The 23758-nt window shown below is 38.1% G+C and carries 24 protein-coding genes and 1 other RNA gene; 18 read left to right on the top strand and 7 right to left on the bottom strand.

Translation table 11 applies throughout. From position 1 onward, the window contains the following. The first annotated feature begins 81 nt into the window (after positions 1–81). Both IGJ63_RS04415 and IGJ63_RS04420 read left to right on the top strand, forming a co-directional pair. Positions 82–444, top strand: coding sequence for a hypothetical protein (locus tag IGJ63_RS04415; protein ID WP_002358008.1), 363 nt, complete (start codon positions 82–84; stop codon positions 442–444). A gap of 28 nt (positions 445–472) precedes the next feature. Then, positions 473–1345, top strand: a complete 873-nt coding sequence (locus tag IGJ63_RS04420) for an aldo/keto reductase (protein ID WP_002393437.1) — start codon at positions 473–475, stop codon at positions 1343–1345. Positions 1346–1395: 50 nt separating this feature from the next. Here the strand turns inward: IGJ63_RS04420 and IGJ63_RS04425 are convergent, their stop codons facing one another. Both IGJ63_RS04425 and gloA read right to left on the bottom strand, forming a co-directional pair. After that, positions 1396–2118 (bottom strand): gamma-glutamyl-gamma-aminobutyrate hydrolase family protein, encoded by a 723-nt coding sequence (locus tag IGJ63_RS04425; RefSeq protein ID WP_002358005.1) that lies wholly within the window; start codon positions 2116–2118, stop codon positions 1396–1398. A 142-nt stretch (positions 2119–2260) separates the two neighbouring features. Continuing rightward, positions 2261–2635: a lactoylglutathione lyase gene (gene gloA / locus IGJ63_RS04430; RefSeq protein ID WP_002369612.1), complete on the bottom strand. Its 375-nt coding sequence runs from the start codon at positions 2633–2635 to the stop codon at positions 2261–2263. 148 nt (positions 2636–2783) lie between these two features. Here gloA and IGJ63_RS04435 point away from each other — a divergent pair, with 148 nt between their 5' ends. Further along, positions 2784–3230, top strand: coding sequence for an NUDIX hydrolase (locus IGJ63_RS04435; RefSeq protein WP_002358001.1), 447 nt, complete (start codon positions 2784–2786; stop codon positions 3228–3230). Positions 3231–3293: 63 nt separating this feature from the next. Here the strand turns inward: IGJ63_RS04435 and yidA are convergent, their stop codons facing one another. From yidA to IGJ63_RS04450, 3 genes are read right to left on the bottom strand one after another with little or no spacing between them, the layout of a single operon-like run. After that, on the bottom strand, positions 3294–4106 hold the full coding sequence (yidA, locus tag IGJ63_RS04440) for a sugar-phosphatase (RefSeq protein ID WP_002377829.1): 813 nt from the start codon (positions 4104–4106) through the stop codon (positions 3294–3296). A gap of 18 nt (positions 4107–4124) precedes the next feature. Beyond that, positions 4125–5495, bottom strand: a complete 1371-nt coding sequence (locus tag IGJ63_RS04445; RefSeq protein WP_002357999.1) for a dNTPase — start codon at positions 5493–5495, stop codon at positions 4125–4127. Beyond that, positions 5492–6307, bottom strand: a complete 816-nt coding sequence (locus tag IGJ63_RS04450; RefSeq protein ID WP_002386628.1) for a lipoate--protein ligase family protein — start codon at positions 6305–6307, stop codon at positions 5492–5494. The genes IGJ63_RS04445 and IGJ63_RS04450 overlap by 4 nt, the downstream gene beginning before the upstream one ends. 331 nt (positions 6308–6638) lie before the next feature. On the opposite strand from IGJ63_RS04450, the gene IGJ63_RS04455 reads away from it, so the two are divergent. The 3 genes from IGJ63_RS04455 (at position 6639) to IGJ63_RS04465 (ending at position 9688) form a co-directional block, all read left to right on the top strand. Continuing rightward, positions 6639–7076 (top strand): DUF1934 domain-containing protein, encoded by a 438-nt coding sequence (locus tag IGJ63_RS04455; RefSeq protein WP_002382132.1) that lies wholly within the window; start codon positions 6639–6641, stop codon positions 7074–7076. A gap of 76 nt (positions 7077–7152) precedes the next feature. Then, the gene (gene rpoE, locus IGJ63_RS04460) at positions 7153–7770 is read left to right on the top strand and encodes a DNA-directed RNA polymerase subunit delta (protein ID WP_002357996.1); all 618 of its coding nucleotides are present in this window, start codon (positions 7153–7155) and stop codon (positions 7768–7770) included. A gap of 307 nt (positions 7771–8077) precedes the next feature. After that, on the top strand, positions 8078–9688 hold the full coding sequence (locus IGJ63_RS04465; protein WP_002357995.1) for a CTP synthase: 1611 nt from the start codon (positions 8078–8080) through the stop codon (positions 9686–9688). An 83-nt stretch (positions 9689–9771) separates the two neighbouring features. Here IGJ63_RS04465 and IGJ63_RS04470 read toward each other — a convergent pair whose 3' ends face one another. After that, a complete protein-coding gene (locus IGJ63_RS04470) occupies positions 9772–12108 on the bottom strand; it encodes a PBP1A family penicillin-binding protein (RefSeq protein WP_438745997.1) in 2337 nt (778 codons plus the stop codon). 41 nt (positions 12109–12149) lie between these two features. After that, positions 12150–12767 carry a Holliday junction resolvase RecU gene (gene recU / locus IGJ63_RS04475; protein ID WP_002388848.1) on the bottom strand — a complete coding sequence of 206 codons (618 nt, stop codon included), beginning with the start codon at positions 12765–12767 and terminating at the stop codon, positions 12150–12152. Between the two features lie 62 nt (positions 12768–12829). Here recU and IGJ63_RS04480 point away from each other — a divergent pair, with 62 nt between their 5' ends. The 12 genes from IGJ63_RS04480 to celB all read left to right on the top strand — a co-directional run bounded on the left by IGJ63_RS04480 (position 12830) and on the right by celB (position 23757). Continuing rightward, entirely contained in the window at positions 12830–13372 is a 543-nt protein-coding gene (locus tag IGJ63_RS04480) for a DUF1273 domain-containing protein (RefSeq protein WP_002369608.1), read from the top strand. 93 nt (positions 13373–13465) lie between these two features. Continuing rightward, positions 13466–13876, top strand: a complete 411-nt coding sequence (gene gpsB, locus IGJ63_RS04485) for a cell division regulator GpsB (RefSeq protein ID WP_002363721.1) — start codon at positions 13466–13468, stop codon at positions 13874–13876. A 107-nt stretch (positions 13877–13983) separates the two neighbouring features. Next, positions 13984–14352: RNase P RNA component class B (gene rnpB / locus IGJ63_RS04490), an RNA gene on the top strand. Positions 14353–14589: 237 nt separating this feature from the next. Continuing rightward, positions 14590–15753 carry a THUMP domain-containing class I SAM-dependent RNA methyltransferase gene (locus tag IGJ63_RS04495; RefSeq protein WP_002357989.1) on the top strand — a complete coding sequence of 388 codons (1164 nt, stop codon included), beginning with the start codon at positions 14590–14592 and terminating at the stop codon, positions 15751–15753. An 18-nt stretch (positions 15754–15771) separates the two neighbouring features. After that, positions 15772–17268, top strand: a complete 1497-nt coding sequence (locus IGJ63_RS04500) for a carboxypeptidase M32 (protein ID WP_173951161.1) — start codon at positions 15772–15774, stop codon at positions 17266–17268. A gap of 32 nt (positions 17269–17300) precedes the next feature. Beyond that, entirely contained in the window at positions 17301–18017 is a 717-nt protein-coding gene (locus IGJ63_RS04505; RefSeq protein WP_002357986.1) for a DnaD domain protein, read from the top strand. 14 nt (positions 18018–18031) lie between these two features. After that, positions 18032–18679, top strand: a complete 648-nt coding sequence (gene nth / locus IGJ63_RS04510; protein WP_101731949.1) for an endonuclease III — start codon at positions 18032–18034, stop codon at positions 18677–18679. A 172-nt stretch (positions 18680–18851) separates the two neighbouring features. Beyond that, positions 18852–19616: a GntR family transcriptional regulator, LSA1692 subfamily gene (locus IGJ63_RS04515; RefSeq protein WP_002357984.1), complete on the top strand. Its 765-nt coding sequence runs from the start codon at positions 18852–18854 to the stop codon at positions 19614–19616. Beyond that, a complete protein-coding gene (locus tag IGJ63_RS04520) occupies positions 19613–20911 on the top strand; it encodes a Sapep family Mn(2+)-dependent dipeptidase (RefSeq protein ID WP_002396912.1) in 1299 nt (432 codons plus the stop codon). Before IGJ63_RS04515 ends, IGJ63_RS04520 begins: the two co-directional genes overlap by 4 nt. A 169-nt stretch (positions 20912–21080) precedes the next feature. Continuing rightward, entirely contained in the window at positions 21081–22034 is a 954-nt protein-coding gene (locus IGJ63_RS04525; RefSeq protein ID WP_002361636.1) for a N(4)-(beta-N-acetylglucosaminyl)-L-asparaginase, read from the top strand. Between the two features lie 19 nt (positions 22035–22053). Next, positions 22054–22383: a PTS sugar transporter subunit IIB gene (locus tag IGJ63_RS04530; RefSeq protein ID WP_002357981.1), complete on the top strand. Its 330-nt coding sequence runs from the start codon at positions 22054–22056 to the stop codon at positions 22381–22383. 18 nt (positions 22384–22401) lie between these two features. Beyond that, on the top strand, positions 22402–23757 hold the full coding sequence (gene celB / locus IGJ63_RS04535) for a PTS cellobiose transporter subunit IIC (RefSeq protein ID WP_101731948.1): 1356 nt from the start codon (positions 22402–22404) through the stop codon (positions 23755–23757). Position 23758 lies beyond the last annotated feature (1 nt).

Raw genomic sequence — 23758 nt, forward strand, 5'->3', positions numbered from 1 at the left:
TTAACATGTTTTTTTAGGAATGTTATAATTTTGTAAATAAATAATATATTTTATAATTTTGTTAAAGGTTGTGAGTGCTGCGTGAAAGTTTCAATTGAATGGGCAAAAAATGATTTACTTTCTAAATTACCTGTAACAATTTTTATTGATGAGCGATGTGCTACTCGCTTGACGGCTGACAAGCGACGAACATTCATCTTCCATAATCCAGTCGCTTTACGATTAGGGAGTCGTTTTTTTAGTAGTCAGATAATCGAAATTGCGGAATCATGTACATTGAAAGTTTCCTTTAATTGGTCCTGTGTTTATCTCTTTTGTATCTGGTTACTTGCAGTTAAACTGTGGATTGGAAGCGTTAGCGGTCGAACAATTGTAGTTGTGGCACTAATCGGAGTGCTGACTTATTGGCGTCGTTATTTATTAAAAATAAAGAAAATGACCTGACAAGTCGTGATTGTTTCGTGAAAGAAGAATGCGTAGTATACTAAAAGTAATGAAAATGAAGGGACTGAAGAAACACATGACTTTGGATAAAACAAAAAAATTAGCAAACGGCAATGAAATGCCACGCCTAGGTTTAGGTGTTTGGCGTGTAGAAGATGGCTCAGAAGCAACAAATTCAGTAAAATGGGCTTTAGAAGCGGGTTATCGCTTGATTGATACAGCAGCCGTTTATAAAAACGAAGTAGGGGTGGGCGAAGGCATTCGTCAATCGGGTATTCCCCGCGAAGAAATTTTCGTGACGACGAAATTATGGAATGAAGATCAAGGCTATGAAAATGCGATTAAAGCGTTTGATAAAAGCTTAGAAAAATTAGGGTTAGACTATGTTGATTTATATTTAATTCACTGGCCTGTTGCTGGTAAATATAAAGAATCATGGAAAGCATTAGAAGAAATTTACGCAAGTGGTCGTGCCAAAGCAATTGGCGTTTCCAATTTTCATCAACATCATTTGGAAGATTTATTAACAGAAGCAAATGTTGTGCCAATGGTGGATCAAATTGAATTACATCCTACGTTAACACAAGAACCGCTACGAAAATATTTAGCCGAAAATAAGATTGCCGTGGAGGCTTGGTCTCCTCTAGGACAAGGTAATTTATTATCTGAACCAGTACTAGTGAAAATTGGTGAAAAATATGGTAAATCAGCGGCCCAAGTGATTATTCGTTGGCACTTACAAAATGATATTATCGTGATTCCCAAATCTGTTCACGAAAAAAGAATTCAGGAAAATTTTGCTGTCTTTGATTTTGAATTAACACCAGAAGAAATAACCGCAATTAATCAGTTAAATAAGGATCATCGTTTTGGTGCAGATCCAGATAATTTTGATTTTTAAGTATGATAGCAAGTAAAAACGGAGGGGCGAAAGACGTCCCTCCGTTTTTACTATAATTTTTGAACAAAGTAGTTAAAGAGTGCTTGGGATTTGGCATCACGTGCGTACATTAGTTCAGGATGCCATTGAACAGCTAATAAAGGCTGCTGTTCATTTGTTGATTCCACTGCTTCTGCAAGGCCATCAGAGGACCAAGCAGTAACGCGTAAATCTTTTCCTAAAGTATGTAGTGCTTGGTGATGGTACGAGTTGACTTGACCAGTTGTACCATATATGTTTGATAATTGACTGTCTGGTTCAACATCAATACGATGCGTCGCAAAGATTGGTTGAGTGGGTTGTTGTCCGTGCTTAACTGACCATTGAGGATACATCGATAAATCTTGATATAATGTGCCACCTAAAGCAACATTGACTAATTGCATTCCACGGCAAACCGCAAAAATAGGTTTGTTTTGTTTTAAGGCTTCTTCAATTAGGGCTAACTCAAACTCGTCACGATCACGATTCGTTTCTTCTAATTTTATATGGGGTTCTTGTCCGTAAAATTCAGGGGCAACATCTTGACCGCCTGCTAAAAGTAGTTTATCAATTTGTTGTATATACGTAGCGGCTAATTCTTTGGGGCCAATTGGCAAAACGAGAGGAACGCCACCTGCGGCTTGAACAGCGCTGACAAAACCTTGTGGGGTGTACGTCACTTGGTTACCGTGAAACACTTCAGCTGCCTGCAAAAGTTGATTGCCAGCGATTCCAATAATTTTTTTTGTCATAATAACATCACATCCTCAATAAATTCATACGTTCTATTGTAGCACTTTTTTTGAAAAAAGTGTTTGAGAAGAAGTCGAGACAAGTTTTGTCTCGGACAGCTCTCAAACACAAAAAGCTCAGTAAGTGAACAAGTGAAACTTTTTAACGTTCACGAATGACTTCGATTTTATAACCATCTGGGTCGACAACAAAGTAATAAGATGGTGCAGTTCCAGGTAAGCCTTTTAAGTCAGTGACAGTAAAGCCAGCCGCTTGATGTTTTTCGTGTAATCCTTCTAAATCATCTGTACTGATGGCGATATGACCATAACCGTTTCCTAAATCGTATGCTTCATGATCATAATTATAAGTTAGTTCTAGTTCGTAGTCGTCTCCTGGTAAAGTTAAATAAACCAAAGTAAATTTATTTTCTGGAAAATCACGACGGCGACTTTCTTCAAAATTGAAGGCTTTTTGATAGAAATCTAATGATGCCTCTAAATCTTTTACACGCACACATGTATGAGCCATTTTCATAGTTAAAAACTCCCTTTCAAACTTAATTATATTTCCAACGTTAATAGTAGCATAGATAAACGTGAAATGTAGAGAAAAACGCTTGGTTTCTGACTTGTTCTAAAGGAATTTCTCAGGTAAAATAGATGAAAAGAGAAGAGGTGCGCCAATGAAAACGCCAACGTTTGGAAAAAGAGAAGAGACATTGACCTATCAAACAAGATATGCTGCATACATTATTGTTTCAAAGCCAGAAAATAACACAATGGTTCTGGTACAAGCGCCAAATGGAGCTTATTTTTTACCAGGAGGCGAAATTGAAGGCACCGAAACGAAAGAAGAAGCGATCCACCGAGAAGTGCTAGAAGAATTAGGAATTAGTGTAGAAATTGGCTGTTATTTAGGGGAAGCTGATGAATATTTTTATTCGAACCATCGCCAAACTGCCTATTATAATCCTGGATATTTTTATGTAGCGAATACTTGGCGGCAACTTAGCGAACCCTTAGAAAGGACCAATACTTTACACTGGGTTGCACCAGAAGAAGCAGTCCGTTTATTAAAAAGAGGAAGCCACCGTTGGGCCGTTGAAAAATGGCTAGCGGCAGCATCATAAAATAACGAATAACCCTCAATCTATGTTGATTAGATTGAGGGTTATTGTTATTGAAAAGAATGTTTAAATTAAAACCATTTTTTCAATAATTTGAGCGACACCATCTTCGTCATTACTAGTGGTATGCACATCGGCAATTGTTTTAACATTTTCTGTCGCATTGCCCATCGCAACACCAATCCCAGCGTAATCAATCATGGATAAGTCATTTTCATTGTCACCAATGGCCATCACTTCGTCTTTATTTAAGCCTAAATGGTCTGCCAATTTTGCTAGAGCATTGCCTTTGCTAGCATTTTTATTCATGATTTCATAGTAAAAAGGCGTACTTTTAACAGTCGTATATTTTTCGGTAAAATGTAATGGTAATTTTGCAATGGCAGGATCTAAAACTTCCGGCTCATCAATCATCATCATTTTAATAATGTTCATCTCTGGTGTCATTTCATCCACCGTACGATATTTTAAAGGCATGTTCACTAAAGATGCTTCGTGAATCGTATATTTACCAATATTGCGATTGGCAGTGTAAATAGCGGAATCATCAATTGTATGCAAGTGAGCGCCGACTTTACGAGAATACATTTCAATTTCTAAAAAATCCTCATAACTCAAGGTATAGCGTGAAATAATCGTATTATCTTTGGTTGCTTGGACAAGCGAACCGTTGTAGGTAATCACGAAATCATTTTCACCATATAAGGCTAATTCATCCAATTGTTCTTTCACGCCTGGCAAAGGACGGCCTGTACATAAAACAATACGAACACCTTGCTCATTTGCTTTTTGGAGCGCTTCTTTGACCCGTGGGGTAATCTTGTGTTGTGAATTTAGCAATGTTCCGTCGATATCAATAGCAACTAACTTAATTGACATAGAATCCTCCTAGAAAACCTATTTTTTTAAAACTAACGCACCATTATGAATGTAACTTGAAAACTCACGATACGTCTCATCAAATAAATCGTAATGTTTTTTATTTCCTTGGTCAAGCATTTCTTTAGGGAAATAGAAACGTTCATCTCCTTGACTCTGACCAGCAAGTGCTGCAACTAGGGGACTGACCGTTGCCAATTCCACTAATGAGCCATCTTTTTGCATCAATTCAATTTGTGTACGATGACGGTCTTTATTTGGACGATAAAAATCGTAAGGTAAATCATAGCTTGAATTAATGGCAGTATAATATTTAGGGTTGAAACCAACTTTTTCAATCAATTCCCTTAAATAAGCAATCGTTGCTGCGCTCTCTTTTTCGTTCGTAAAGGTGGCTGACTTCAGAGGCTTACGCATAAGGAAACGTTTGGCTAAATCACCTAGAATTGAATCAGGCACGTCCATCCATTGTGTAAAGTACGTAGAGAGGACGCCATCATCCAATTTTAAATATTCTTGTAAGGTGAAGTCCCCTTTAAAGAATGGTACAAGCAGAGAGGCTTGTAAATCATAGTCAAATTCAGGGTTTTCAAATAATTCTTTCGCCCGATGCAATAAATGATCAAGAATCACTTCCATCCCACGAGAAACAGGGTGAAAATAGACTTGGACATACATTTGGTAACGACTAACGATATAGTCTTCCACCGCATGCATCCCATTCATAGCAAAGGCAATGCCTCCTTTGTATGGTCGAATCACACGTAAGATTCTAGTTAAATCGAAGGTTCCGTATTCCGTCCCTGTAAAGTAAGCATCACGTAACAGATAGTCCATGCGATCGGCATCAATTTGACTAGAAATCATTTGCACCACTTGAGGATTTGGGTATTGTTTAGTAATAACGCTGGCGACTTTTTCAGGAAAATCTGCCGAAACACGATTTAAAATTTGATAGACTTCCGTTTCTGGTGAGGTGATGATTTGGACCGTGATTGCTTCATGGTTTGTATCAAAAATATGCTCGAATGTATGTGAATAAGGACCATGACCGACATCATGTAATAAAGCTGCGCAAAGTGTAATCAGGCGCTCGTCATCATTCCAGCCGTTTTCACCTAATCGTTCCACAGAGTAGTTACGTTGGAAAATCTCACAAATCCGACGTGTAATTTCGTAAACACCCAAAGAATGGGAAAAACGACTATGTTCGGCACCGTGAAACGTAAAAGAAGAAGTACCTAGTTGCTTAATGCGACGTAATCGTTGCACTTCAGCAGAATTAATAAGGTCTAAAATCACTTGATGTTGGACATGAATATAATTATGGACGGGATCACGAAAAACTTTTTCGATTGGTAATCGTTGCTCTTTATACGGAATCGTCATAAGATCTCTCCTTTAATTAAGGCGTTTCGTTGCGCCATTTTTTCCAGCTGGACAGTTAAATTTGTTTGGAACCATTCTGAGGTTATAATTGGTTCGGTTAAGTTTGGATCAATAGATTTTTCAAATTGTTGAGGTAATGCTTCGATTAAACGGGTTTTTACGGCGTCTATTGTTAATGGAGTCTCAATCAGGGTTTCTAAATTTGCCATCACTGCTGGATCAACGGGTGGATAGCCATTTTCACCAAATTGTTCTTGTAACCCAGCAAGGTAAAAGTCTCGAACCACTTCTCCACGAGCAAGTTGATTGCCGTTAACGCTGATGTAAATCATGACAGAAATACCGTCTTTGACGCGTCGTTGGGCAATCCCTGCAAACTTTTGACCGCCAATACTTAAATCATAAGTACCGGGACAATAGGATGTAGTAATTTCAAAGGCGTCAATCTCTTTCTCCGGAAAACTCTGACGGAGCCAAGCCCACATTAATTCATAAGCCGCATCGATACTTAATTTGTGTTCAGAATTATTTGGTAAAATAAGTGAAACATTTAAAATACCCGAATCGGCAATCACCCCTAAACCGCCGGCATTGCGAACGACTACAGAATAATCGTTTTCTTGCAGAGAAGCGATGCCTTCTTTTAGATGTGGTACACGGGTATCTTTCATGCCAAGAATCATTGCTTGATCCAATTGCCAGAAATGAATGATTGGTTGGTGCTGCATTCCTGAAAAAGTAGTTAAAACATCGGTCAAAGCAAAAGGTAAAAAATAGTCACTGTTTGTTAAACAACCTGAATCAAGGAGCATAAATGATTCGGTGTGAAGGGGAAAAGTTGTGCTCATAAAAAACGTCCTGTCTATTTATAATTACGTCATTTAATACGTTTATTTTCTTACTCTCTCTTATATTATATACAAAAAACGCAAAAAAGCATGTTATATAAACGAATTCTGAAGGAATTCTCTAAAATAGTAAACGGTTTTCTTATTAAATAGATGAAACAAATGCTTGCAACCCGTGAAAAGAGCTTATACAATAAGAAAAGGTACATAAACAAGGAAAAATTGACTTTAGTTGACAAATACATTGAAAAAGTCAACAATAAGAAAGTTATATTTTGGAAAAGGAGTGACCATTATGGATTTATCAACAGGCGTTCCTGTATCGATTCAACTAAAAACGATTGTCCAACAAGGCAACGAACAAAAAGATTTTTTCTTTGACTTAGAAGGTCAATTAGTAAAAATGGGTGATACATTATACATTCGTTACAAAGAAGAATTATTAGAGGATACAGAGCCAACCCCCGTAACCATTAAAATTGAACCAGACGGGCATGTTCAGTTGATTCGTGCCGGTGAATTACGGATGCGTTTAAGATTTGGCTATCAGGAAAAATTAGATACAAGTTATCGAACCCCTTATGGCTTGCTACAGATTAGTACGTTTACACATAATTTGCGTGTTAGTTTAAAAGACCAACCAATGTCTGGTAAGATTTTAGTTGATTATGATTTATACTCTCAAACAGAGCGAATCGGAGAATATCATTTAGAATTAGAATTTACTGCATAAATATTGCAGAATAGAATTGATTTTTTTTCAATGTTTTTGTATGATAAGGAGTAGACTGTGAAAGGACGTGTACCTCTTGGAAATTAATGTATTTGAAGGGTTAAACAAAAAAGAATTATCCATGATTGAAGTAGCACACGCTATTTTAGAACAACATGCAGATGTAATGGATTTTTCTGATTTAGTTAACCAAATCCAAAATTATCTTGGCAAGTCTGATAGTGAAATTCGTGACCAATTAGCACAATTTTATACAGATTTAAACATCGACGGTAGCTTTATCTCATTGGGAGACAATCGTTGGGGCTTACGTTCATGGTATCCAATCGATTCAATCGATGAAGAAGTTACACATGGCTTGGAAGAAGACGAAGAAGATGCACCACGTCGTAGAAAACGTAAAAAAGTAAATGCCTTCATCACTAATCCAAACGATGAAGATGTAATTGACTATAACGATGACGATCCAGAAGATGCTGAATTAACAAATGATGATGAAGAAGACATCTTGTACGATGATGAAGAAGATGAAGATGAAGAAATCAAAGCATACAACTCTGACTTACAAGAGATTGGTGCAGATTCAGACGATGATGAAGAAGACATTCCGCAAATCGAAGAAGATTTAACAATCATTGATGACGATGATGTTGAAGATGAAGACGATTTTGATGACGAATATTCTGAAGAGTAAGAAACCAAAAAGCTTGATTCCTAAGAAGGAGTCAAGCTTTTTAGTTGAATGCTTAAGAAAAATGAGAAAATAGAAAAAATTATTTTCTTGAATAGAAGTACTTGACCTGATGTCCGTTTGCTTGTATTATACTACTTGGGCACCTTTAAGAAGGTCAGAAGTTTGAACGAACTTACAAGCTCCCTATTCGTAATGGATAGGGAGCTTTTCTATTTTTGTTTCTTTTTTATTTGGAGAAACGTAAGAGTCTCAAAGTTGTTTTACTTCTCTCTATAAAATATTATCAAAGAAAGGGTTTTTAACTATTATGACAAAATACATCTTTGTTACAGGTGGCGTGGTTTCTTCTATCGGAAAAGGGATTGTCGCAGCATCTTTAGGACGATTATTAAAAAATCGTGGATTAAAAGTAACGATTCAAAAATTCGATCCATATATTAATGTGGATCCGGGGACAATGAGTCCTTACCAACATGGAGAGGTTTTTGTCACAGATGATGGTGCCGAAACAGATTTGGACTTAGGTCACTATGAACGTTTTATTGATATTAACTTAAATAAATACTCAAACGTAACCACTGGGAAAATTTATTCAGAAGTCTTACGTAAAGAACGTAAAGGGGAATACTTAGGTGCAACAGTGCAAGTTATTCCACACATTACCAATGAAATCAAAGAAAAAATCATGCGTGCAGCGAAAATGACGGATGCCGATGTGATTATCACAGAAGTAGGTGGTACTGTCGGCGACATCGAATCATTACCTTTCCTAGAAGCATTGCGTCAAATGAAAGCTGATATGGGTAGTGACAACGTAATGTACATCCATACAACCTTGATTCCTTACTTAAAAGCGGCTGGCGAAATGAAAACTAAACCAACACAACATAGTGTCAAAGAATTAAGAAGTTTAGGGATTCAACCAAATATTTTAGTGGTTCGTACAGAATTACCTGTTTCTCAAAACACTAAAAACAAATTAGCACAATTCTGTGATGTTAATCCAGAAGCGGTAATTGAATCTCGGGATGTTGAAACATTATACTCCATTCCATTAGCACTTCAAGCACAAAACATGGATCAAATTGTTTGTGATCATTTAAAATTGGACGCACCGGCTGCAGATATGACTGAGTGGCGTGCATTAGAAGAAAAAGTTCTTAACTTGAAAAAGAAAACAAAAATTGCGCTGGTTGGTAAATATGTTGAATTACCAGATGCTTATATTTCTGTTGTAGAAGCATTAAAACATGCTGGATTTGATTTTGATTCAGATATCGAAATTGATTGGGTTGATTCACAAGAATTAACTGCTGAAAATGTCGCTGAAAGAATTGGTTCAGCAGATGGTATTTTGGTTCCTGGTGGTTTTGGTGATCGTGGAATTGAAGGGAAAATTGAAGCGATTCGTTTTGCTCGCGAAAATGACGTACCATTCCTTGGCATTTGCTTAGGTATGCAAATGGCCTGTGTAGAATTTGGTCGTAACGTTGTGGGCTTAGAAGATGCTGGTTCTGCAGAAACTAATCCTGACGTGACAAATAACATTATTGATTTAATGGCAGATCAAGAAAACATCGAGAATTTGGGTGGCACACTACGTTTAGGTTTATATCCATGTAAATTGAAAAAAGGAACGAAAACTGCGGCAGCATACGGAAATGAAGATGTTGTCCAAGAACGTCACCGTCATCGTTATGAATTTAACAACAAATACCGTCAATTATTTGAAGAAAATGGCTTAGTTTTCTCTGGAGTTTCACCAGATAATCGTTTAGTTGAGATTGTTGAAATTCCTGAAAAACAATTCTTTGTGGCTTGTCAATTCCACCCAGAATTAATTTCTCGTCCAAATCGCCCACAACGCTTAATCAAAGGATTTGTTGGTGCAGCTTTGGCAAATAAAGAAAGTAAATAAGCAAAAATGGACGAAGTGATTCAGTTCACTTCGTCCATTTTTAATCTAAAAAAGTACGGGGCTCATCATGAGCCCCGTACTTTTTATGCTGCTTTATTTTCATCTGGTTTAGAACTACTTTCAGGTGGTTGCGGCGGTTCTTGTGAACTAGAACTTGATGGTTCAGGTGGTTGTTCCGATGTTGCCGGTTGCTCTGCTGAGGAAGAGCTTGCCGGTTGTTCGGTTGATGGTGGCGCTTCAGAGGAAGAAGGCGCACTTTCTGAACTAGAACTTGATGAACTTTCCGCTTCTTTTGTGGAAGAGGATTCCATCGTACTGCTAGATTCTGGCTGTGGTGCTGAAGAGGTAGTACTTGGTAAAACTTGTACATTTGGTACCTCATAGGCATCTTTCACGTATAATTCATTACCTACCCGCACAACACTGTCTGGCTGCACCCAGTCATCGTTTGAAACATTTTGAGACAAGTAACTCATTATTTCACGGTAAACATCCGAGGCAATCCCATAGTATTCTTGATAGATTGGTGTATTTCGATCATTGTATCCAATCCAAACGGAAACGGCATAGTGTGTTGTATAACCAACAAAGGTACTATCCGGGGCAATTCCTTTTTCTGTTGTGCCCATTCGCGCTAAATCTTCATCAGTATAGTTAGAAGTCCCTGTTTTGGCCGCTTGGATTAAGCCTGGAATGGCGCCGTTAAATCCTGTTCCGCCGTTTAAAACATCTTTTAACATATCCGTCATCATATAGGCGGTAGAGTCTTTCATCGCACGTTTACCATCAGGTTGATAATCAACGCTAGTTCCATCATTGAAAACGACTTTGTTTACGTAATACGGTTTGTTGTAAATCCCGTTATTGGCGAAAGCCGCATAAGCTGCTGCTAATTTCAATGAGGAAATCCCGTATTTATCGCCATCTACATCGCTTGTGTTACTTGAAATGGCATTCGAGGCTTCTAAGTTTTTATAGTCAATTCCTAGCCCTTTAATGAAAGGCATGATGTTTTCTTTACCAACTTCATCAAACGTCTGGACCGCGGTGGTGTTACGAGAACCCATAATCGCACGGCGCATAGTAATGACGCCTTGATATGTTAAATCAGAGTTGAAGACATCAATGTCGGTACCAGGATATTTCGTTGGTTTATCCACCATGAGGCGACCTGTCGAATAATTTAAATTCTCAATTGCGGGACCATAATCCATGATTGGTTTCACGGTTGAACCAACATCACGTTGGGTGTTAACAGCTAAATTGTTTCCTAATTGCACATCATCAGGAATGTGACGACCACCAATTTGTGCTCGGACCTGTCCAGAGGCAACATCAATAACGGTTGAAGCTACTTGCATTTTATCATCTGGAAACGCAACGTATTGATCACTGTTGACAATATCGTAAAGTTGTTTTTGGGCATTCATATCTAAGTTTGTGTAGATATCTAGTCCGTCTGTGTAAACATTTTTGCCAGTTTTTGCTTTCACTTCATTGATTACTTCTTTGACGTAATTATCTACGACTTTTCGATTGTCATCACTGGCTTTTAATGGCACTAAGCCTTCATCGATTGGGGTAGCTTTGGCTTTTTCGTACTCTGCTTTCGAGATTTTTTTATTGTCGTACATTGTGTAGAGTACGACATCCCGACGTTCTTTAGCAGTATCTGGTTTTGTATAGGGATCGTATGAGTTTGGCGCTTGTGGCATTCCTGCCAGTAGGGCCGTTTGTGGTAAATCAAGTTCAGATAAATGTTTACCATAATAATTTTCAGCCGCTGTTTCCATTCCATAAAAACCATTCGCCATGTAGACTTTGTTAATGTAGTAAGTTAAAATTTCTTCTTTTGATTTTTCACGTTCTAAACGAACAGCCATCCATGCTTCTTGTGCTTTCCGTTTCAAGGTTTGGTCAGATTCTTTTGTAGAGAAGTAGGACAATTTAATTAATTGTTGGGTTAAGGTACTTCCGCCTTGTAATCCACCATTTTTGACATTTGAAAGGGCAGAACCGATAATCCGAATCGGATCCACACCAATGTGTTTATAGAAACGACGGTCTTCGACAGAAACAATGGCATCTTTTAATAATTGAGGCACATCATTTGGTTGAATTAATTCACGCTTTTCTGCGCCTAAATCCTCAAAAATTTCATTATTAATATCGTAAAGCTTCGATGAAACTGTCGCATTCAGTTTGTCATCTTCTAATTTTGGGGCTTGTCGTGCATAGAACCAAAAAAGACCAACGCCTGCTAAAAAAGCGACCATCCCAGCGATAAGTAAGCCAAGAAAGATTTTTAAAACAAGCCGTTTTTTCTTTTTCGGCGGTTGTGTCTTTTTCTTGTAACTCGACTTCGATGAGGTGTTGGATGCATGTCTAGCAGCTCGCGAGCCTGAATTTGCGGTTGGCATAAATAGCAACTCCTTTGTTATACTTTCAAAACTTTATGAATCTAGTGTGTCTGAATATATTGTTCCACTGCGTCGAGATAAGGGATTCGCGGTGCGATTCCAAAAGATAATTCAATTCCTTCTTTCTCGATGAGTGCAAGCGGCATAGATTTTTTTCCAGTAACTGCTTGGTTTTTCCAATGCGTTATTAGATTTTCACCACTAAAAAAGAAGCAGCGTTTTAAGCTTGAAAACCATAATAGCACAAAACAAATCCCTTGTTGTGCTATACATTGTTCCATATGATCAATTTGATGTTGATGAAAATTTTTAAAGGGAAAGGACGTGGTATTTTTCGTTTCTTTCGCTTCAAAATCTATGTAACGGCCTTGATATACACCGTTATAATCAGTCGTTGAAGCTTGTCTAAAGTAGGCCTCCTTAATAACAGCCGCACTTCGTTTGGGATAATCTACTTTAACAATTTGAACAGGAGTTGGTTTCTTATGAACGACTGCTTGCTTATTCAATAGATAATATTGATTGCTTTGATTGATCGCTTCTTCGAAATCCATCCCACGATTACCAAATTCAACGGGGCGTTTCTTTTTTACTTGTTTTTTTGGTGATTGTGCTTCATGATGATTATAAGGTATTCCGTTAGGATAATGGAACGTCACGTTTATCACACTCCTAGCCTGTATTATACCAAAAAAAAGACCTGAAAGAAAAGGGATGACTTATGGAAATGATAAAAACCCTCTATGTCACCGGTTATCGCAGCTTTGAATTGGGGATATTTCAAGGAAAAGACCCGAAAATCACAGTTATTAAAAATGTCTTAAAAAAAGAGTTAGCCAGTTATATTGAAACGGGAGTAGAATGGATTTTGATTTCTGGCAATTTAGGTGTTGAACTTTGGACAGCTGAAGTAGTTGGGGAATTAAAAACGGAATATCCAGAAGTTCAGCTAGGTTTACTTTATCCGTTTAAAGACTTTGGCAATAATTGGAATGAACAAAATCGAGAACTGTTAACGAAAGCGGAAAGTTTGGCTGATTATATCAACTCAGTAAGTCACCAGCCCTATCAATCGCCAGCACAATTAAAAATGCATACAAAATTTCTTTTGGAACATTCTGGGGGCAGCTTACTTATTTATGACAAAGAGTACCCTGGCAAAACGGAGTATTTTTTAAAGGATGCACAACATTTTTCGGAACGAGAACCCTATGATATTCGCTTAATTACAATGGATGATTTACAAAACTCGGTGATTGATTAGAGAATCTGTTTGATTTTCTAGCTATTTTTCGTTACAATAGTATTTGTGGAACTATGAAATTTTCTATCGTAAATAAACAAATGAGGTGTAAACATGGCAAATTTAGTATATAGTCCTAAAGACATTTTACAAAAAGAATTTAAAACGAAAATGATGAACGGGTATGACCCAATTGAAGTAGACGAATTTTTAGACAATGTTATTAAAGACTACGAAGCTTATAATAAAGAATTATTAAGCTTGCAAGAAGAAAACAGCCGCTTAATGGCAAAATTAGACCAATTATCAAAAGCCCAACCAACGCCTCGTGTTGCTCAAGAAGTACCAAAAAGTGCAGCAGTGACCAACTTTGATATTTTAAAACGTTTATCAAACTTAGAGCGTGAAGTTTTTGGTAAAAAGTTAGATGAAACACCTTCAACACCTGTAACGCCTTCTGCACCGTCAATGCCTGCAGAACCAGCGAATCATGATGTTGATAATGCACAAACACGTCAATTTTAACAAGACAATTTAAGTCAAGTTTTCACGAGGAACAAAAAGCATTTATTAGAATAGCGGACACTTGTTGTAGTGTGTAAATTTTTGCTGTTCGTCTAAACAGATTTGTAATTTTCGGGTGATCGCGGTTTGCTTTTGCAAGCTGAGGAAAGTCCATGCTCGCACAAGCTGAGATGCTTGTAGTGTTCGTGCTTAGCGAAATCATAAGCTAAGGTACTCTTTTAGAGTAACGGCAGGAAAAATGACTAAGGTTTCGACTATGTCAAAGTATCCTTGAAAGTGCCACAGTGACGAAGCGATGTGGGAAACTCCATCGGTGGAACGCGGTAAACCCCTCGAGCGAGCAACCCAAACAATGGTAGGGGCGCTCTTCTAAAGGAAATGAACGAGTAGAAGAGGCAGAGTTTACTCTGCAGATAGATGATGACCGTCACCAATTTTTCCTGAAGAATTGGTGATACAGAACATGGCTTATAGAAAATTACAAGTAATTCAGGAAGACCTTCCAACGTAGTTGTGAAGGCTTTTTTTACGAAAAGAATAAAAAAATGTTAAAATAAAGAAACTGAGATAAAAGTAGTAAGCTGTCTGTTCTAAAGAGGCCGGAACAGGACCGTTTAGTTCAGAGAAAGCGGACAATTATAAAAAACAAGCGGAGCAGTAGTCGGCAGGACTGTTAGCTCCAGACAATAAAAAAGAGTCAAGAAGGAGTTTTTATGACGAAAGAAAAAACATTCAAACTTGTTGCAACGGCTGCTAGTGGCTTAGAAGCATTAGTTGGAAAAGAATTGCGTGATTTAGGGATTCCCTGTGAAGTAGAAAATGGCCGGGCCGTCTTTGAAGGAACAGTTGAAACAATTGCTACTGCCAATTTATGGCTACGAACAGCAGATCGGATTAAAATCGTCGTTGGCGAATTTAACGCCTATAGTTTTGATGAATTATTTGAAAAAGTTAAAGCACTTCCTTGGGAAGATTATTTGCCTTTAGATGCAGAATTTCCAGTTGCAGGTAAATCAATTAAGTCAAAATTGTATAGTGTTCCTGATTGCCAAGCCATCACCAAAAAAGCCATTGTTAACCGTTTAAGAGAAGTTTACCATCGTCCAGCGACGGTGCCTTTAACCGAAACAGGAGCTTTGTTTAAATTAGAAGTGGCTCTTCTAAAAGATAAAGTGACGTTGACGTTGGACACGACTGGACCAAGTTTATTTAAACGAGGCTATCGCATTGAAAAGGGGGGCGCACCTCTTAAGGAAAACATGGCAGCTGCTTTAGTGATGTTGACCAATTGGCGCAAAGATCGTCCTTTTTATGATCCAGTTTGTGGTTCTGGAACAATTTGTATTGAAGCAGCATTAATTGGCCATAACATTGCCCCTGGCTTTAATCGTAGTTTCACTTGTGAAACATGGGATTGGGTTGATCCAGCAATTTTTGAAAAAGTACGTAACGAAGCCGAGGCAAAGGCAGACTACGATGTTGAATTAGATATCTGTGGTTCAGATGTTGATGGGCGAATGATTGAAGTCGCACGAGCGAATGCTGAGGAAGTTGGTTTAGGTGATTCAATTACTTTTAAACAATTGGCATTAAAAGATTTTACAACCGAGAAGGAATATGGTGTAATGGTAGCTAACCCGCCTTATGGTGAGCGTTTAGGAGAAGAGGAAAGTGTTCGCCGTTTGTATAAAGAAATGGGCCATGTTTTCCGTCCGTTAACTACTTGGAGCAAGTATATACTGACGAGTGATCTTGCTTTTGAAGAATATTATGGTGCCAAAGCTACTAAAAAACGGAAGCTTTACAACGGAGCCTTACGAACAGATTTATTCCAATACTGGGGAACACGTCCACCAAGAAAACCACGGGAAGACTAAGAAAGCTGGTGTAAAAAAATGAAGGAAGCTGTATTTTTACAAGAAGTGAAAGAAATTCAATTACTAAAAAATGCCTTGACATTATTAGACTGGGATTCATCAACTGGGATGCCAGAAAAAAGTAGTCCTTTTCGAGGAGAAGTAGAAGGGTATTTAACCGGATTATATTTTGAACGAAGTATTGGCCCAGTTATTCAAGAAGCATTGGCCTATTTTGAGACACGCCCTGAAGAATTATCTGAATTAGGGAAACTGGTTTTTGAAAAAGTAAAAGAAGAATATGCTTTGAATAAAAATGTTCCAGCTGAACGTATGCAAGAATATGTTAAAGTATTAAACCAAGCACATACAGATTGGCTAAAAGCACGCGCTGCACAAGATTTCGGCTTGTTAGAAGAAACCTTAACGAAGGTCGTTGCGTTCCAAAAAGAGTTCATTCCTTATTGGCAAAAAGAAGAAAAAACTCCGTATGATGTGTTATTAAATCAATTTGAACCAGGGATGACGGTTGAGAAACTAGACCAAGTATTCGACCAAGTAAAACAAGGGATTCAAGAGATTCGGACCGTTTTAGCAGAAAAAGGTACGCCGCCTAGAACTGACTTTTTATCTAGAAAAATGACCAAAGAACAACAACGCCGTTTTGTGATTGGTGTGGTTGAACAATTAGGCTATGATTTTTCAAAAGGCCGATTAGATGATACAGTTCATCCATTTATGACAGCTCTAAATCGAAATGATGCGCGGATTACTACGCGCTGGGAAGAAAATAATTTCTCAATGGCAACATTTGGTGTGATTCATGAAGCGGGTCATGGGATGTATGAACAAAATTTTGATCCTAAATTTGACTTTACACCACTAAGCGAAGGCGCCTCTATGGGGATTCACGAATCACAATCGCTCTTTAATGAAATTATCATTGGTAGCAACCGAGCTTTTTGGCAAAAACAATACCCGTTTTTCCAAAAATGCGCAGAAGGCACTTTTGATGATATTGCTTTTGAAGATTTCTATGCTTCTTTAAAAGAAACGAAAGCAAGTTTGATACGGATTGATTCCGATAGTCTCACCTATCCTTTGCATATCATTATTCGTTATGAAATTGAAAAAATGTTATTTAATGGTTCTTTGGAAGTCGCTGATTTGCCAAAAGTGTGGAACGAAAAATACCAAGAGTACTTAGGCGTATCACCTGAAAATGATTTAGAAGGTGTCCTTCAAGATGTTCATTGGTCTGGAGGTAGCTTTGGTTATTTCCCATCTTATGCCTTGGGTTATATGTACGCCGCGCAACTATTTCACGCAATGAAACAAGAATTATCTGTTGATGAAATTTTAGCTTCGGAGGATTATTCTGATATCCGTAAATGGTTAACACAACATATTCATCAGTACGGCGCTTCACGTAAACCAAATCAATTAATTTATGATGCAACGGGAGAAGAATTGAATCCTAGTTATTTAATTGATTATATGAAAGCTATTTATTTTGATGTTTATCAAGTGCAATAAGTGAAACAAGCAAGGGGAAGTGGACAACAACAATGTTATCAATTCGTGAATATTTAGAAGCTGGTGAAACAACAATCTCAAACTTACTATTTGATCATTACCAAAAAATTGGTTTGAAAGATGATGAATTTCTCTTTTTACTGCAACTTTTTCGTTCGCAAAATGCAGGCGATTTATTTCCAGACTTAATGGCGATTGCAGAGACGATGGGTAAAACGCCAGATACGATTTATAAGTTGTTAAATCAATTGGTTTCTCGCGGATTTATTCGAATTGAAACACAACAAAACCAAAAAGGTCAAATGATGGATACGTATGATTTACTGCCTGTTTTTCAAAAGATTCAATTATTTTTACAAACGAGCAAAGAAAAACAAGTTGTCGCAAACCACGAAGATGAAATTAAACAGCTTTACCAAGGCTTTGAAAAAGAATTCGGACGTCCACTTTCACCAATTGAATTAGAAATGATTGGTCAGTGGTTGAACACGGACCATTATTCCCCTGAATTAATCCGGTTAGCGTTGCGAGAAGCTGTTTTAAATCAGGCGTATAGTTTGAAATATATTGATCGTATTTTACTTGCGTGGGAGCGTAAAAATATTACCACCAAAGAACAAGTTGCTGCTGATCAGAAAAAACGAAAAGATTCTATGATTCAAAATGAGATTGAACAACAAGGTCAGACACAAGAATCGTTGCCAAAGGTTACATTACACAATTGGTTAAATCCAGAAGACAGTGAATAAAAAGGAGGTGGGCCATGCTATCAAAAGAGAAAACAATGGAAGCTATTGAAATTATGTATGAGATGTTTCCAAATGCAGAATGTGAATTAAAACATAAGAATCCTTTTGAATTATTAATTGCTGTGATTTTAAGTGCGCAAGCAACCGATGTATCGGTAAATAAAGCGACTCCTGGTTTATTCGCAGCTTTTCCAACACCAGAAGCTTTAGCAGCTGCGCCGGTGGAGGAGATTATTGATAAAATAAAAACCATTGGCTTATATCGCAATAAAGCAAAAAATATTAAAGCGTGCGCACAACAACTTTTAGAACGTTTCAATGGAGAAGTTCCGCAAACCAGAGATGAACTGGTCAGTTTACCTGGCGTGGGGAGAAAAACAGCCAATGTAGTAATGGGAGATGCTTTCGGCGAATCGGCTTTTGCAGTAGATACACACGTGGAACGAGTGTCCAAGCGCCTTAGAATTTGTAAGCTAAATGCGAATGTTACTGAAGTTGAGCAGACATTAATGCGTAAAGTTCCGAAAGAACTCTGGGTGAAAACGCACCATACCATGATTTTCTTTGGGCGTTATCACTGCCTAGCAAGAGCGCCTAAATGTGAAGCCTGTCCGCTACTCTATATGTGTCAAGAAGGCAAAGAACGGATGAAAGGGAAATAACACATTTTTTCCTAAAAAAGCGAGCCACAAGTCCAACCGACTTGTGGCTCGCTTTCTTTTTTGATTTTTAAGAAACGCAACAAATGATTGCGGTTTCTTAAAAATTGATTTAGTATAGACAGTGTGGTATATACTAGAAAATTTATTTTTTTGAAGAAAGATAGGCGATGAAATGACAGAAAATGCACCCAAATTTAAGCAAATTTCTGCAGAAATTGAAAAGAAGATTCGAGACGGTCTGTATGTAAGTGCACAAAAATTACCTTCAGAATATGATTTAGCTAAAGAATATAACTGCAGTCGCTTGACCATCCGTAAAGCGATTGATGATTTGATCCGCAAAAATATTTTGGTAAAACGACATGGTAAAGGTAGTTATGTGATGTCGCAAGCGAAAATTCAAAGTGGCCGCGCTGGCTTACAAGGTTTTACTGAGGCAGCCAAAGCTTACGGGAAAAAAAGCCAGACAGAAGTCATTTCCTTTGAAGAAGTAGTACATCCCGCTGAGAAAATTCGGGAGGCGCTCCAAGTAGGCAAAAATGAGGCAATTTATGAACTGATTCGCCGCCGAATGTTAGACGGCGAACCAATGACAGTTGAAAAAATTTATTTGCCACAGGCATACGTACAAGGCCATACGAAGCAAGACTTCGAGGGCTCTCTTTTCTGCTTAATCGAGAAGAACGTCGAGATTGCTTATTCGCATCAAGAAATTGAAGCAATCTTAGTTGAAGCGGAAATTTCAGAATTATTGAATGTTCCTGTGGGCCAACCACTTTTACAAGTCCACTCTATCACCTATGCGCTTGATGCAACTCCTATTTTATATGATGTCTCTTTATATCGAGCAGATCGGTACACGTTTAAAAACACACTGACCCGCTATAGCCCGTCTGAAAACAACCAAGTGGAGCTAGGAGGTTCTTGGAACGAATGAAGATAAAAGAAGAAATAGCCGCTCAAAAAGATTTATTTTATGAAGACTTAAACAAAATTATGGCGATTCGAAGTGTGAAAGGGTCGCCTAAAAAAGAGGCACCTTTTGGTGAAGGACCGAAAAGAGCCTTGGAAGAAACGCTGAAACTGGCAGAGCGTTATGGCTTTCAAACTGGGATTGTCAATGACGCAGTTGGCTATGCGCAATGGGGAACAGCGGAAGAATATCTGGGAATTATTGGTCATTTAGATGTAGTACCAGAAGGTTCTGGTTGGTCAGTGCCGCCCTTTCAATTAACGAAAAAAAATCAACGTTTGTATGGTAGAGGAATTCTAGATAATAAAGGTCCTATCTTGGCTTGCCTGTATGGAATGAAATTACTGAAAGAACTTGGTTACCAACCAAAGAAAACCATTCGCTTAATGTTTGGCACGGATGAAGAAAGTGGGAGTGGAGATATCCCCTTATATTTAGAGAAGGAAAACGCACCCGTTTTTGGATTTACTCCAGATTGTAAATATCCAGTAGTTTATGGGGAGCGAGGGATTGTTAATTATGAAATCACAACGACCATCCCAGATGATTCAAGTGAACAAATTGGTCAGATTATGGGTGATCAAGCAAAAGACCACGTACCTGATCAATTAAGTGTGGTGATTGCAGGAAAAACAACAGCAATCACGGGAAAACGTGCTCCTTCCAATGCGCCAGAACTAGGCAAGAACGCGATTACTTTATTGGCACAGAAAATTAGCGAGGAACAGTTAGTCAAAGGAAATTTATTACAGTATTTCGACTGGTTAACCGCTAGTTTTCACGAAAAGCACTATGGCGAAGGAGTAGCTCTGGACTTTAAGGATCAGGATAGTGGGCAATTGATTTTAACGCCCTATGCGTTGGAAAAACGAGGACAGCAATTGGTGTTATCATTGGCCGTGCGTTATCCTGTTTCTATTACAGAAAACGAAGTAACCACGCAGCTAACGAAGGCACTATTTCCAGAAAGTGAAGTGACCGTCATCCGCCGCCTCCCTAGTACGCTGTTTCCAAAAGATGAGCGCAATGTTCAAAAATTAACCAAGGTTTATGAACAAATTACTGGCTTAGATGGGACGCCAGTCACAACTACAGGTGCTACGTATGCTCGTTTTATGCCGAATATCGTTGCTTTTGGTCCATCATTTCCTGGTCAAAAAGGCATTGCGCATAACCAAGATGAATATATGGATGAAAAAGATTTACTGCTTAATCTGGAAATCTATATGCAAGCGATGATTGCATTAACAGAAGCATAAAACCAATAGAAGATACACGTATGAGAAGAAGCCAATGTGTTTCGTAGAGGTCGCATACGTGTATCTTCTATTTTTCTGTATAAAATTTCATTTTCAGTATATACAAAACAGTATATACTAGTTTATAATGGTGAAGAAATGTAAGCGTTAACGAAAGGGCGGATGGAAAATGACTTGGGGTGCAATTGCGACATGGCGGATGGCACATGATGGGTTACTAAAAGCTACAGAAGAATTACAACAAGGAGGTGCTGCAGGCACGGCCGTGGAACAATTAATTAAAGAAGTAGAAGACTATCCTTTTTATAAGTCAGTGGGCTACGGCGGTTTACCTAATGAGGAAGGGATTTTAGAAATGGATGCTGCCTATATGGATGGAGACACATTTGCAATTGGTGCTGTGGCAGGAATTACAGATGTTAAAAATCCGATTTCAGTGGCTAAAGCATTAAGTAAAGAGAAGTTTAATAGTTTTCGTGTTGGCGCAGGTGCAACGAAATATTCAATGTTGCACGGTTTTGAAAGAAAGAATATGTTGACAGAACGCGCTAATCAATGGTGGCAAAAGCGTTTAAAAGAAATTCAGGAAAATCAGTTGAACCCCTATGATGGGCATGATACTGTCGGCGCTATTACGTTAGACCAAACAGGATCAATGGCAGCTGGCACTTCCAGTTCGGGACTCTTTATGAAAAAAGCAGGACGTGTTGGTGATTCACCACTGTCAGGTTCTGGTTTTTATGTTGATAGCGAAATTGGTGGTGCTGCGGCTACAGGATTAGGTGAAGATTTAATGAAAGGCTGTCTTTCTTATGAAATCGTTCGTTTAATGGGGGAAGGGCGCTCGCCACAACAAGCATGTGATCAAGCGGTCTATGCTTTTCACGAAAAATTGACCCAACGTTATGGGAAAGCAGGAGCTTTTTCACTGGTGGCCATGAACAAACAGGGAGACTGGGGCGTAGCTACGAATGTGGAATTTACTTTTACGGTTGGTACTGATATGCAGCAACCAGAAATCTATATTGCAAATCCAGGCAAGAATCATACCACAGAGATTCAGCCGATTTCACAAGAATGGTTAGCGGCCTATGAAAAAAGAATCAAAGCACCAATTGAATAAATGAGGAGAGTGAAGGAACATGAGTAAAAAACAAATTTATCTTTTTTGTGATGCAGGAATGTCTACAAGTATTATGGTGAATAAAATGATGGAAGTAGTGGAAAAACATCAAATGCCTTTAATGATTACTGCTTTTCCTATTGCAAGAGCACAGGAAGTGGTTGAAGCAGAGAAGCCTGTTGCTATTTTATTAGGACCACAAGTCCGTTTTTTATTAGAAAAAACAAAAGAACAATTTGCTCCTCAAGGGATTCCTGTCGCTGCAATTGCGCCAGAAATTTATGGCATGATGGATGGCGAAAAAGCATTGAAAGAAGCGCTGCGGTTAATTAAGCAAAATAAAAAATAATAGATAGGAGTGACGACCGTGCAAAAATTTTTGGATTGGTTAGAGCGCGTATTGACCCCTTTGGCAAAAGTGATAGGAGAAAATAAGTATTTAGTAGCGATTCGTGATGGCTTCCTTTTATCAACGCCCTTGTTGATTGTTGGTTCGGTCTTCTTATTAATTGCTAATTTTCCTTTGCCACAATGGGATACTTGGATGTCTCATTTGCTTGGTAAAGACTGGGCGACAATGATGTCTGTTCCAGCTAGTGCTAGTTTTGATGTAATGACTATTCTGGCCGTTGTCGGTATTGCCTATAGTTTAGGAAAACAATTCAATGTGGATGCAATGCAAGCAGGAATTATCGCATTGGTTTCATTTTTTATTGTAACGCCTTATCAAACATTATTTACACCGGAAAATAGTTCAAAGGGTTATGAAGTTACTAGTTTACCTTTAAAATGGATGGGTTCCAGTGGCTTGTTTTTAGGAATGATTGTCGCATTAATTGCGACTCGTTTATTTGTGGCCATTGTTCGTAAAGGGTGGACAATAAAAATGCCAGAAGGAGTGCCACCAACAGTGGTTAAGTCTTTTGAGGCCCTGATTCCGAGTTTTTTAGTTGTTACTCTCATGTTTTTAGTCAATTGGCTGGCTGCTTTAACTCCTTATGGTAATTTACAAGATGTTATTTTTGAATTTCTACAAACGCCCTTATTGAGTCTTGGTAATACCTTAGGTGCGATGAGCATTGCTTATTTATTTTTACACTTCTTTTGGTTCTTTGGCATTAACGGAGGTAGCGTGGTTGGCGCAGTCTTTAATCCTGTTTTGCGGGCATTGTCTGTTGAAAATTTACAAGCATTTAAAGACGGTCATGAAATTCCCAACATCATCACTGGACAATTTCAAGATATGTTTGCAACATTTGGTGGCGCCGGTTCCACACTCTCATTAATCATTGTGATGGTCTTATTCTGTAAAAGTCAACGAATTAAAAAGCTTTCGCAACTTTCACTAATTCCTGGTGTTTTTGGGATTAACGAACCAATCATTTTTGGGTTGCCAATTGTTTTAAATCCAATCCTTTTAATTCCATTTGTATTAGTACCCGCAATTAATATTATTATTGCCTATTTTGCTATGGATTGGGGCTTAGTTCCATTGACGAACGGTATTCAATTGCCGTGGACGACCCCACCAATTATCTCAGGATTTTTAGTCAGCGGTTGGCAAGGATCAATTCTGCAAGCTCTCTTATTGGTACTAGGAATGTTCATTTATTATCCTTTTATTCGAGTTATGGATGACCAATATTTACGTGAAGAATGGAAAGCACAAGAAGAAGAGAGTGAAGAAATTGATTTTGATTCCTTTGACTTCGATGATTTATAAA

The organism is Enterococcus sp. DIV1375a (genome assembly GCF_051712205.1).
Classification (GTDB): domain Bacteria; phylum Bacillota; class Bacilli; order Lactobacillales; family Enterococcaceae; genus Enterococcus; species Enterococcus faecalis.